This window comes from Hymenobacter terrenus, assembly GCF_000972495.1.
GTDB classification, from domain to species: domain Bacteria; phylum Bacteroidota; class Bacteroidia; order Cytophagales; family Hymenobacteraceae; genus Hymenobacter; species Hymenobacter terrenus.
Genome location: NZ_LATM01000010.1, coordinates 98,137 through 110,747 on the forward strand (window position 1 = coordinate 98,137; position 12,611 = coordinate 110,747).

Consider the following 12,611-nt stretch of genomic DNA (forward strand, 5'->3'; position numbering starts at 1 on the left):
TTGTTTTCTAGTTGGTATGAACTAATGATTGGCTGATGGTTAAGGAAAAAAGTCGTCCGCAACCTACAACTAACCGCCAAGAGCTAGCAACTTTCTAACGAAGGTCGTACTTTTGTGCCGTTGGAGGGCCGGCAACGGCAAGGGTTGAGGTGAAAGATGACTACCTCCAGCACCGGGCCTATAGCTCAATCGGTTAGAGCAGCTGACTCATAATCAGCAGGTCCTTGGTTCGATTCCAAGTGGGCCCACAAAAAAGCCTCCTACAATAGCGTAGGGGGCTTTTTTGTTGATTCGCACCCATATTAGCACTCATTAATTATGACCGTTGAGTGGTTTAACACCTCTACTATCTGCTATACATTGGGCCACGCCACATACGCTAGGGTGTTCTTGGTGTGCTGCTAGGCGGCTGCTGAACTGCGGAAGTATAATGTCTGGCATAACTTAGTCGACAGTACCACCGAGTTGATTGCAAGATGTATCCGGCAGCTTCTTATCTTTCCGCTCTTAATCATCATCCTTTGTTCAATTCTACCATAAAAAAGTTTCTACTCATTGCCAGTCTAGTGCTGGCTGGTGGTGCCGTGAAGGCTCCTATTACAGTTGAGCGCCGGCACTCTCTCATCGTGGAACCCAGCCTATGTGACGGCCAGCAGGTGATTGCCTGGCCTGTTTCGGAACGCAAGTGGGAGTACCTACACAATACGAAATGCGTCGTGGACTATGACGATACAGTGACGGTTAGGGCTATTTTTGCTAATGACCTATTCAAATTCAACTCGGAGGGCCTGACGCTGCACGCCACACGGGTGGCGCTGGCGGGTCGTTCACCGCGGCCCGGAAGGACATTCACTCTATTTGGGAGGTGAGGGAGGTTTACGGCGTGGTGCCCGTTTGGCTGGTAGCCTGATTCGATTTCAAAAGCAAATGATTTACTAAACAAAGCATTTATTATGAAAAACTTACCCGACTGGATAATGGCTGCCTGCGCTATAGGCTCGCTAGTAGTTGCCATTATAGCCCTTATAAAGGCTGGGAGTGCAGCTGGACAAGTCAAGACCCTGACGTCCCAAATTACAACGTTAAATACCGAGATGAATAGAATTACTTCCAGTGTGAAAGACTCTGATATAAAGCAAGTTAATAAGAGTGGTAGCGGTAACCGATTTGTAGGGGGTAACTATAATGGATAAAGCTAATAAAATTAGCCAAGAGGCAACTAATTCTACTGGTAATTTGTTCGTCGGGGGTAACTTTGATGGCATTGCTAACGATGGCGTACTACATAATGATGGTACAATCAACATAGGTGCAGTCTCAGTTGTCGAGGAAATGGGTGTTATTGCTGTAATATTCAAATATGTTATAGATAATATAAGTGATTGTAATAACTATGACAAGAGTAAACCTCCTGTTGGGTGGGTAAAAACCTCGGAAAAAATAAAAATAAACTTCGCCATGGAGCAGGTGCTTACTGTAGTTAATTACTATAAGTATGTGTTGCCAAAACTCAAGATGATTGAGGATTATTTTCAGACCTTGGACAGTGAAGACCAAGCTGAATTACATAGCCACATGTTCGGCCTATATAATGTAAATAAAATGGATGGGTTGTCAGCATTAGAAAACCTTCACAGATTGTTTGAAGCGGTGATTCCTTCGAATCAAAAACTTAATGCGCGTTACACAAGTATGGCTAAAGCACTAGTGCTTTTTTTCTTCGAGGATTGTACAATTTTTGAAAAGACTCCTTCCGAAGTGATTCAACTTGGCCTCTGGTAATTATGCTGACACCTACTAAGCATGGCGATTTACAGAAGAATGCGATTGTAATTGCTTCGGAGCTATTGAGTTTATTAGGTAAAAAAAACTATAATATTGATGAATTGTATAGGAAGGTTAGTAGCAAAAGGACTTTGCCATTAGATATTTTTAACGATGCGCTAGTTTTTCTCTATCTCATCGAAGCGATTGAATTAAAGGAAAGCACGATTTACTCAATCGTATAGCATAATGTACTTAATCAACATTTTCTCTGAGCCTGCTGGCCTATTCCAACCTGTTTCATTCAGGAACGGATGTAATTTTATATACGGAAAAAAGGATGTCGACAATCCAAAGGAGTCGCTGAATAGTATTGGCAAATCTACTTTTTTAGACCTTGTAGATTTTTGTTTACTGGGCTCAATCCAAAAATCTAAGAACCCGCGACTAGATGCTGCAAAAGAGATTTTATCCGACTATAAAATTGTTCTCAATTTCAGGATTGCCGGCGTTTTGTATACGATAAAGCGGTCGGTCCAGGAACCCAAAGTTGTAGAGTTCGGCGAACTTGGATATGCAAAGGAGATGGATTTTGATGACGTAAAAGACATTCTCAGTAATCTCATATTTGCTAGAGATGGGTACACGGGTGTTTTTGAGAGTAAATGGTTTCGAATACTTATAGCTTTTTATGTAAAAATTCAGCGTTTTAAAAAAGGGATTTTTAACGACCCTTTGAAATACATAGCCGAGTTATCGGAGTTGGAGCTAAATGTATACCACCTCTACTTACTTGGATTAGATAATAACTTAGCAGAGAACACATTTGAGGTTCAATCAGAGTTGAAAAAGATTGCGGCTGCAATAAAGCAGATTCAGAAAATAGTATCTAATAAATACAAGTTGAAAGATGCTGCTCAAGTATCCAACGAAATTGGCAAACTTACAGCCCAGGTTACTCGCCTAGAAAAATCTATTGACTCATTTAAGCTTGCAGAGCAATACAAAGATTCCGAGGGCGAAGCTAACAGCTTGACGGCACAGATTAAAAGTATATTGCTTGAGAATGTTGTGAGTTCAAAGCAATTGGCTGATTATGCCTCAAGTTTTGAACAAGACACTAAAGTTAGCCCACAGCGTGTCTCAAAGATATTTGCTGAGGTATCTGAAGACTTAGCGTTCAAAGTTAAAAAAACGCTCGAAGATGCTATTGAATTCAGGAAACGGCTGCATGAATCGAGAAAGCAATTTCTAACGGAAGAAATTACTAGATTACAAAAGGTTATTTCTTCTAACGAAGAGAAGATTAAAAGCGTTGAAGAAAGGAGGGCGCGACTGTTTACATATCTGTCTAATAAAAACGCTTTAAAGGACCTTACTGAATCCTATTATTTATTGAATGATAGACGACAGCAATTGGCTGACATCCAGGCAAACTATAAATTGCTGAATGAGATAGGTTCTGAGAAAAGTAAGCTGGAAGTGAGGTTAAGCCAAGTCAAGGCTGATTATTTTTCTTTCATTCAGAAAAATGAGCAGGATATACAAAGCTTGTATGATGTCTTCTATAGCGTTTTGAGTTCGATATACGTCGAGCCAGACGACTCCGCTAGTTTTACATTAACTCTTGACCAAGCTAAGGAACGGTTCTTAGACATACAGATAAAGTTGCCTGATATGTTCGGTAAAGGTAAAAATAGCGGCCGAACTCTCATTTATGATTTAACGGTGGCAACTAATAATATCCTTCATACAAAGAATTTTCCGCGGTTTCTTATACATGATGGTATTTTTGATGGAGTTGATAAAGCGCATTTTATCTCAGTAATCGAATTTGTTAATAAGGTAGTAGAGAATGGACGAGAATTCCAATACGTTATTACTATCAATGAAGAAGGTTCACTAGAGGATAGTTTTGGCAATAAAGAGCTAGCTGACCCAACCCTGATAGAAGACCAAGCAATACTTGTTCTATCACCTTCCAGCAAACTCTTTGGCATGAATTTTAGTTAATTTTTCGCACAAGACTTAACCTACAAAAAAGCCCCAGCATCCCTGGGGCTTTTTTGTAGGTTAGCCGTAAAGTATATCTATTCAGAAAAGGCATCCCCATGGATTGGCAAGCAACTCTCAATCTCTTTCTGCCTCTAGCTACTACGGTAGCCGTATTGTTCATTACTAACCGCCACAACGTGCGGCTAAAGAGGCTGGACGTTGAGCAGCGCAAGGCCGACCATGAGCAGGAGTTCCGCAAGTTATACGCTGCCAAGCGCATCGACTCCGCTGAGCAATACGTCGGTCGATTGGTTTCCATCATTGACAAACTAGACCTATTACGGGCAGGCCTGTTGACGGCAGATTTCGGTGAGGAAGCGGACAATGCTTACAGCGCCAAGTTACTGAAAAGGTCCGAAGACCTGCAGGCAGCTGCTGATGCCATCTCCTCCAAATCACTCAACACGGCATACCTCTATTTTGAAGAAGAAGTCCTAGAGCAGAAAACAGGAGACGTAGCAGGCCGCCTCATCGTAGCCGAAAAGCATTTCGTTGATGTTGCTACTGATAAAAAGATGATCTGGAGGCTTTTCAATGAAGCGGACATTAAATCGCAGAGTAAGCAAAACTTAGGGCACTCCTACCACGAGAAGGAAGCAGAACTCACGCACGCATTAGAAAACTACATCGCCTCTATTCTAGAATATCGGGAATATTTGGTTGGCGTCTGTGGTGCCATTCGAGCAGACCTATCCAAGTACGGATTAGCCAAAACGGTATAAGAGAAGCCCCGCACCACCTTGTCCTTACCCAAATCTTTTTCCGGCTTTCCCGAAGCAACGCAAAGACCCTTTTGAGCCGGCTGACCTCGCTTGAAAAGCACCACATCGGATAGGTAACCGCGCAAAAATGTTCTTCCAGCCACATGGCCGGCAAGGCGTTTGAGTTTTGGGTAAGGACAAGCCCACCTAGTGGGGCTTTTCCTTACCTTGCTCCCATGAAACACCTGCTACTCCTCGCTACCATCCTGGGCTTTTCTTTCACCGCGCCGGCCCAAACCACCCACCCGCGGACCACCCGCAAAACGGTCATTCACCACGCGGGGACCAGAGTTAAGGCAAAGACCACGCGCAGCACCAAGACAGAGGTGTACTATTGCGACAGCGGCAACACGGTCAAGTACCACGCCACGGCCGGCTGCCGCGGGCTGAGCCGCTGCGGGGCCAGCGTGGTGCCCATCAGTCTGGCTGTCGGCTCAGCAGTCGATGGAGCCCTGCAAGTGGTGCTATTGAGGCAAACGCTACCTCACACGCGTAACGGCCATGGTGGTCGTTATCCTCTTTTCAAACGCATGGTTGCCTCTCCCTTTATTCTTATCGAGAAGAATGGTCAGCGGACGCTGATAAATTCTACCCAAATAGCTGAGGTAGTCTAGGCAAGACGGATAGAAGGAAGACGTCTATTTCTTCTGTGATGACGGCAAAAAAGAGCGGGGCGTCACCCGACAAACGGCGCAGGTACGACGAGGAATTTAAGGTCGAGGCGCTAAGTCTGGCCAGCGAGAGCCGCAGCATACAGGCGGCGGCCCGGCAGTTGGGTCGTACCCGGTAGGGCATCAGCCCCAAGCTGCTCTACTACCTCGGCTCCTGAGATGGTTATAGTAAGTGGTCACAGAAAGAGCTAATTGGAGGTAGCGGGGAACGCGCTGAACAAATCAGGTATTAATACGCAGTATATAAACATTAGAAATGTATTCTTTTGTATTAGAAGGCGCATATGCCTTTCCCTGATGCTGAACTCTGCTTTAATGAAACTCAAATAACCAAGCTTGAGCAAGCCCATCCCCCGCTTGCGGGCTCGGCCTTTTTCTTGTCACCCTTATACTCCTGGACCATGAAACAAATGTTTACCCCAGCTCTGCTGCTAGCGGGGAGTCTGCTGCTCTCTTTGATGGGCTACGCCCGGCAGCTGCCTTTTCCTCATGCAACCCCTCAGGAAAAACGCGCCTCCACGTCGCAAGGGACCGTCCGACCGGCCCCGTACCGGGGGCATCAGGCAGCTAGCTCCTCCCCAGCCACCGGGAGCCTCTTGGCTCGGCTGGGCAAGGCCGCCCGGCAGCCTTCCCACCCGGCTTTGCTCTCTACAGGTATGACCGCTACGCCGTTACGGGCTGATAGTAGTGTGGAGCAAGTCACCCAGGAATGGGTCGCGCGCCACTACCAGCCAGTTCCTGCGCGCACCGCCAGCTTGCAACTGGCCCGTGATGTCACCGTCGACCTCGCAGGTAATGTGTTCGTGACGGGCCTATCAGCTACATTTAGTGGAGACCTGCTCACCATTAAGTACTCGCCCACAGGTCAGCAGGTCTGGGCCCGGTACGCTGGCTTACGGGTGGTTTCAACCTATGGAATGGCTGTCGGCGTCGATGCGGCTGGGAATGCCTATGTGGCGGCAGAAGGGGTGGGCGGCACGGTAATTCTGAAGTACTCGCCCGGCGGCGTACAACAGTGGACGGTCCAAACCAATGCGCGATTGTATTCCCTCAAAGTAGATGCGGCGGGCAACGTTTACGTGACGGGCGACTCCCAAAACGATTACCTTACGGTGAAGTATTCTACGACCGGACAACAGCTCTGGGCCGCCCGCTACAGCAGCCCCGACAGCAATGGGGATTACGCCCAAAGGCTGGACCTGGACGCGGCGGGTAATGTATACGTGACAGGGATTTCGTATCGGGCCGGAATGGCCAACTCCAGCGAGTTTGCCACCATTAAGTATTCGCCAACCGGCCAGCAACTCTGGGTAGCCCGTTACAATACCCCGGGTAATACCTATAACGAAGGGCGCATTATCGCCGTGGACCCGGCGGGCAACGCCTACGTGAGCGGGTATATCCAGTATGAGGACGGTACCACTGCGAGCGGATATGTCACGGTCAAGTATTCCCCCAGTGGGCAGCAGCTCTGGACTGCCAGCGGCGGGGTCTATCCGACGGCCACGGCCTTGGACGCCGCAGGGAATGTGTTCGTGAGCGGTTATAGCTTCCTCACTGGCAACTCTATTACAACAAAGTATTCCTCTGGCGGCCAGCAGCTCTGGACAAATCAGAGCCCGAGTATCGGCTCAGACTCCTTCAGTGACCTGGAGGTCGACGCGGCAGGCAACGCGTACGTGACCGGCACTGTCGCCAAAGACTATGCGACGGTTAAGTACTCGCCCGCCGGCCAGCAGCTCTGGGAGGCCCGTTATAATGGCCCGGTCGGCAACGGGGCTGACAATGGCATTGCCCTGGCCCTGGACCCAGCGGGCAACCTCTACGTGACCGGGGATTCGGAAGACGCTGATTTTAGCACCGACTTTGTGACCATCAAATATTCCCAGTCGTCACCATCGGCCTGTACTAATAGCACTGTCAATCAGCCCGTGGCTTCTGCCGACCGCCTGACCGTGGGCGCGGGCCCGCTCACCATTGCGCCCGCCCAACTCCTGGCCAATGACTCCGACCCCCTAGGCCGGGCGCTCCAGGTGGCGAGCGTGGGCTCGCCCAGCTCGGGCACACTGGTGCGCAACGCCAACGGCACTTTCACCTACACTCCCCGGCCGGGTTTTGTGGGCACGGCCACCTTCACCTATCTGCTTCAGGAGGCGGGCCCAGTGCTGGCCTCCCCGGGCACCGGGCATTACTACGAGTTCGTCAGCGGCCCGGGCATCTGCTGGGCCGATGCGCGGGCCGCCGCGGCCGCCCGGCGCTACCAGGGCATGGCGGGCTACCTGACCACCATCACATCTGTCGGCGAAAAAGACTTCCTTGTGGGGCGGGCGCCCGGCGCCTACTGGTTTGGCGCCTCCGATACCGGGGTCGAAGGCGAGTGGCGCTGGCAGACTGGCCCGGAGGCGGGGCAACTGTTCTGGCGCGGCGGAGCCAACGGTATCGGCGCGGCCTATAGCCACTGGCTCCCTAACCAGCCCGACGATTATAAAAATCAATGGCGCCCCCAGGGCGAAGACTACGGCCAGCTCTACGGCCACTCGGGCCTGTGGAACGACGTGGATAATTGCAACACCGGGGGCAACACGGCTGGCTACGTAGTTGAGTATGGCGGACTGGAACCCTGCGTGCCCATTCTCTATTCCACTGGCAGGGTCACTCTGGAAGTGGGCTCTTCCCCCCAGACTCAGCGGGCTACCGCACGCTCTACTTCGCTCGTTACCACTGGCCCCACCCTGTTGCAGGCGTCGCCTAATCCCAGCGTTGGTCAGTTCCGGGTGCAGGTCTTAGCAGGCAGCGAGGGCCCGGCGCAACTTGATTTGTTCGACTTGCAGGGGCGCCGGGTGCGCTCGCTCTTCACCGGCCAATTGCACACTGGCGAGCAGCGCGAAGTACCCGTGGAAGCACAGGAACTAAGCGCGGGTATCTACCTCGTACGGCTGCAAAGTGGTCAGCAGGTGCAGCACCTGCGCGTTTCGATTCAGAAATAGGGAGCTCTTATTTCCTTCTTTCGCTATTTCGACCGTGGCGGTTACAGAACTCGGTCTCAAGGGCTGATTGCTCTGGTTATACGAAAGCGGCGGTGCTGACTTCAGTTGAACGACCCACTGGCCGATTAGTAGAAACAGAAATTCATTTTGCCAACGGCTGAAAGAATCGCGCTCTACAGAGTATCTAAAAAACAGTTCGGTTCTCGTCTTCAACTGCATACACGGGTATGCGTAAGCCTAAGCCATTGAAACACGCCGGGTGCCTGCGTTGGCTCCTGATGCGGGTGCATATGTGCGCGGTAAGGCCATAGAGATGGTCGTACCGCTCTATCAGACCTCACCACACGTACGTATGCACCCGCCACACCGGCGCCAGTATGCTTATGCTTGACTCGGGCGGCATCGGGGAAGAAGCATAAGCGCTCGATTTAACGGTGAGGCTACGAGCAGTGACACTATTGCCAAGCCCTACTCACCAGCTACAGGCACTCTCGAAATACAATTGGAGGCGTACGGGCAATGACGATGCTACGCCCCTTGCCCATGTTACGGTGCAGGTAGAAATAGCACGTAATTGGGCGTCGCAGCCGCGCATCCTGCATGATGGCTGCCATCGGGTAGGTCAGCGTTAGCGTGTCGCTGCGCAGGGTGACTGCCGTGCCGTCAGGAGTAGGCGTGCTTGTGCGTCCTCTTGTCACCGAGAAGGTCATGCGCGGGTCGGTTCCCTGAAACTTGATGGAAACTGCAAAGCCGTCGGCAGACTGCTCGGCCTCGGCGATGCGGTATGCTATCCTAGCCGTGATAATATCATCGCTGGAGAGTGATTTGCAGGGTGGTTGGTTTAGCTTAACCAGGACAATGCGGTTGCCCTCCGGAGTGGGTGCTTGCGCATAAATGGGAGTCAACCCAATCATTGCGAAGAGCATCATCCCCGCAGGTAGAAGGGCTCTATTCATGGGCCTAAGTTACGCGCAGGTCATTACAATGCGGGCTTAACGTAGCTGGCACGACTCGGCGCCAAATTATCTGGCGTGCCATTGCATTGGTGAGAAATAGGTATGCACTACTCAAAAAACACTTATTGTCTGTAGTTTACACTATTATCTCATCAATTTCCCTTGCTGGGTGATATTATAACCCCGTTATATGTAATAGGCAGTGATTTAGTACTACTCATAGAGCACAAGCTGGCGTATATATCCTCTCAAAGTTTCCATTATTTGAAAACGATTCTTAGGAGAGTCTTAATCGAATATTAGGCTGAAATATTTTCCGGCTAGCTCCTGAACATTTTCTGAGAATTTAATTTTTTAATAACCATTTTCCCCTTCATTTATGGGCGTGCTTGCAGTTGCCAGTAGTGAGATAGTGCGATGCGCAAATTATTTTATGAATTTGAGACTAAGCTTGTCAATTCTGAGTTCACGGTGGCGGTAATAAACACTGTGCCTGATGACCGAATTAATATGTTTCGACCCGAAAAAGCGCCGCCGCATGTAAAGGTGCCGTATTAGCTACCAGTCTTTTCACATTTAATGTCATTGCCCTCCGACTTTGATTATGAAAACCACGCATCATTTCACCTTGCTCCTTTTGCCGTTTCTGCTTTTGGTGCAGTTGGGATACGCTCAGTCCGGAGGGTCGTTGTGGCAGGCCGTGCCGGCTCCCGTAGCTCGCGGTGCAGAAGATAAATTAAAGCCGGCTAGTTGGTTTAGATTGAATGAGGCCCAGCTTATGGCTCGTCTGGCCTCGGTCCCACCCGAAACCCGACCGACTGAAGCCGTTACCCTGGACCTGCCCTTCCCGGACGGTACGCTCCACCGCTTTGCCATCACCCAAGTGCCGGTGATGGCCCCGGCGCTGGCCGCGCGCTACCCCCAAATTCGGGCCTATGCCGGGCGGGGAATCGATGTGGCCACGTCGGTGCGCCTGGAAATATCACCGGTGGGCCTTCATGCGCAGGTATTTATTCCCAGTGGCTCGCTTAGCCTAGCCGCCGACCCCGCTGCCCCCAACCTCTACCAAAGCCGTGCGGATGCGACGGTTGATTTTGCCTGTCAGGCGCTGCCAGCGCCAGGCCGGGCCAAGCGACTGACAGGTCTCCCAGCTAGTCCGCCAGACCCTTACGGCAGGGAGTTGCGCACCCTGCGCTTGGCGCTGGCCGCCACCGGCGAGTTTTATCAGAACCCAGGCTTTGGCAACGGAAGTTTGGTTGGTACCATGGCCCAGATGGTGACGCTGGTGAATACTGTAAATGCTGTATATGAGCGGGAGCTGTCGTTGCGGCTTCAGCTTATTGCCAATAATGACCTGCTTATTTACCCTGATGCGGCCACTGACCCTTACGATAACAGCAACCCTAAGAGTTTAATGGACACCAATATGACTTCTATAGATGGGATTGTTGGAGCAGCTAATTATGACCTGGGGCACGTGTTGGGATACCGGAGCGGAGGCTACTCAGGCATTGCCTATACGGGGGTGGTGTGCGTGCCAGGCTGGGCAGGGGGCGGCGCTTCTACTGGTAATTCGCCGGGGCTGATGGCTACGGTCGTAACCCACGAACTCGGCCATCAGCTTGGCGCTGAGCATACTTTTAACAGTGACCAGGGCAACTGTGCTGGTGGCACCCGGCAGCCATACTCGGCCTATGAGCCAGGCGCTGGCAACACGATTATGTCGTATGACTCGCGATGTGCGCCCGATGACGTGGGGCCTGGCATTAACTACTTTCACGCCGGCAGCCTGAGCGCCATTATTCCTGACTTAACCTGCGGTACGCTCACGCCCACCGATAATCAGCCTCCGAGCGTGAGCGTGCCGTCCATCAGGTATACCATTCCCATCGGTACGCCCTTTGCCCTAGCCGGGAGCGGTACCGACCCCGATGGCGACGCCCTTACCTACTCCTGGGAGGAGCTGGACCGGGGCAACCCCAGCGGCTTGGCGGGGGCGGCTACCGACGTATCGGGGCCGCCGTTGTTCCGCAGCTTTGCGCCGGTGGCCAGCCCCGTTCGCACGTTTCCAGTGCTACAAAGTATTCTGGATAATACGGTTTCGTTGGGCGAAATCCTGCCGAAAGTGGCTCGTCCGCTCAATTTTCGCTTTACGGCGCGCGACAATCGGAGCGGGGGTGGGGGCGTGGCCGGTGTCAACCTGAGGATGGCCGTGGCCGCAGCCGGCCCCTTTAAAGTTACTGCTCCTAGCCGGGCTTTCACGGCCGCGTCGAACAGCCTCTATACCGTGACCTGGAGTGTGTTGGGTACCGACTTACCTCCCGTGAACTGCACCGACGTGCAAATCCTGTTTTCAACCGACGGCGGCCTCACATTTCCCATCGTATTGCTGGCCAGTACTCCCAACGATGGCACGGCGCAGGTGCAGCTGCCCAACGTGGCTACTACCAAGGGCCGCCTGAAAATCCAGGCTCTGAACAACGTTTTCTTCGCCATCAACAACGCCAACCTCACCCTCACCGGTACGCCTCTGCCCGTGGAATTGACCGCTTTCAGTGCTGATGCCCGGCACACGACGGCTCACCTCACCTGGACTACGGCCTCGGAGAAAAACAGCGCCGGCTTTGCGGTCGAAGCTTCTTCGGATGGTTCCAACTTCCATCGCCTGGGCTGGGTGGCCGGGCAGGGGGAACGCAGCATCCCCACGAGCTATGCGTTTGATGACGCCGCTCTTGCTACCTACCCCGGCCCCACTGTGTATTACCGGCTGCGCCAAATAGACCAGGATGGCAGTGAGGCCTTCTCGCCAGTGCGAGCCGTGCCCGTGCCCATCGGCTTGGCTAGTCACTTGGAGGTGTGGCCCAACCCGGCGCGCGGTACCGTAGCTGTGGCCGGTTTGCCCCCCGGTGAGTCGGTGCAGCTACTGGATTTCACCGGCCGGGTACTACGTACGGCCGCGCTACCGGCCACCGGGCCGCTTCAGTTAGAGCTACCGGCTAGCTTGGTGCCGGGCTTGTACCTAGTGCGCGGCGGGGGGCAGGCCCGGCAGCTGGCCGTAGAGTAAAGGCTAACTCCGGCCGTGATGATAAATTGCTATTAAAGGGGGACTCTAATTCAAGTAGTGCGGATAAAACGGTAATAAGTCCTCATTTGCAGCGTATTTATGCGTAATTCCTGGTTCCGTATTTTATGCGATTAGCAAATCTGATAAGCAAAAAAAGTGGTCTTATTTGTCTGAGGTTCAGAGGTAAATAATTAATAAAAACTAATAAATATTCAATTGGTAACAGAGCTTATAAACTTGAACATGCTCGCTGATAAAGCGTATGTAATGGTCCTTCGTAATTAATGAATAAGCCTGATTATTTCCTGTATTTGATATGGGCCTGCTACATTTATTGCAATTTGGTGAATGGG

The 12,611-nt window shown here is 51.5% G+C and carries 10 protein-coding genes and 1 tRNA gene; 10 read left to right on the top strand and 1 reads right to left on the bottom strand.

What is annotated here, in order from left to right; all coding sequences use genetic code 11:
• Positions 1-174: 174 nt before the first annotated feature.
• The 9 genes from WX88_RS14205 (at position 175) to WX88_RS14245 (ending at position 8,238) form a co-directional block, all read left to right on the top strand.
• Positions 175-248, top strand: a tRNA-Ile gene (locus tag WX88_RS14205).
• Positions 249-521: 273 nt separating this feature from the next.
• Positions 522-869: a hypothetical protein gene (locus WX88_RS14210; RefSeq protein WP_046245046.1), complete on the top strand. Its 348-nt coding sequence runs from the start codon at positions 522-524 to the stop codon at positions 867-869.
• Between the two features lie 316 nt (positions 870-1,185).
• Positions 1,186-1,782, top strand: coding sequence for a hypothetical protein (locus WX88_RS14220; RefSeq protein ID WP_046245048.1), 597 nt, complete (start codon positions 1,186-1,188; stop codon positions 1,780-1,782).
• Between the two features lie 2 nt (positions 1,783-1,784).
• The gene (locus WX88_RS14225) at positions 1,785-2,009 is read left to right on the top strand and encodes an ABC-three component system middle component 6 (protein WP_046245049.1); all 225 of its coding nucleotides are present in this window, start codon (positions 1,785-1,787) and stop codon (positions 2,007-2,009) included.
• A gap of 4 nt (positions 2,010-2,013) precedes the next feature.
• Positions 2,014-3,777, top strand: a complete 1,764-nt coding sequence (locus tag WX88_RS14230) for a DUF2326 domain-containing protein (RefSeq protein WP_046245050.1) — start codon at positions 2,014-2,016, stop codon at positions 3,775-3,777.
• 98 nt (positions 3,778-3,875) lie between these two features.
• Positions 3,876-4,541: a hypothetical protein gene (locus WX88_RS14235; protein ID WP_046245051.1), complete on the top strand. Its 666-nt coding sequence runs from the start codon at positions 3,876-3,878 to the stop codon at positions 4,539-4,541.
• A gap of 215 nt (positions 4,542-4,756) precedes the next feature.
• Positions 4,757-5,194, top strand: coding sequence for a hypothetical protein (locus tag WX88_RS14240; protein ID WP_046245052.1), 438 nt, complete (start codon positions 4,757-4,759; stop codon positions 5,192-5,194).
• Positions 5,195-5,232: 38 nt separating this feature from the next.
• Positions 5,233-5,370, top strand: coding sequence for a transposase (locus WX88_RS30845; protein ID WP_197076788.1), 138 nt, complete (start codon positions 5,233-5,235; stop codon positions 5,368-5,370).
• A gap of 282 nt (positions 5,371-5,652) precedes the next feature.
• Positions 5,653-8,238, top strand: a complete 2,586-nt coding sequence (locus WX88_RS14245; protein ID WP_197076789.1) for a cadherin-like domain-containing protein — start codon at positions 5,653-5,655, stop codon at positions 8,236-8,238.
• A 479-nt stretch (positions 8,239-8,717) separates the two neighbouring features.
• Here the strand turns inward: WX88_RS14245 and WX88_RS14250 are convergent, their stop codons facing one another.
• Positions 8,718-9,194, bottom strand: coding sequence for a hypothetical protein (locus tag WX88_RS14250; RefSeq protein ID WP_046245054.1), 477 nt, complete (start codon positions 9,192-9,194; stop codon positions 8,718-8,720).
• Between the two features lie 604 nt (positions 9,195-9,798).
• Between WX88_RS14250 and WX88_RS14255 the strand changes: the two genes are divergently transcribed.
• A complete protein-coding gene (locus WX88_RS14255; RefSeq protein ID WP_052732695.1) occupies positions 9,799-12,258 on the top strand; it encodes a reprolysin-like metallopeptidase in 2,460 nt (819 codons plus the stop codon).
• Positions 12,259-12,611 lie beyond the last annotated feature (353 nt).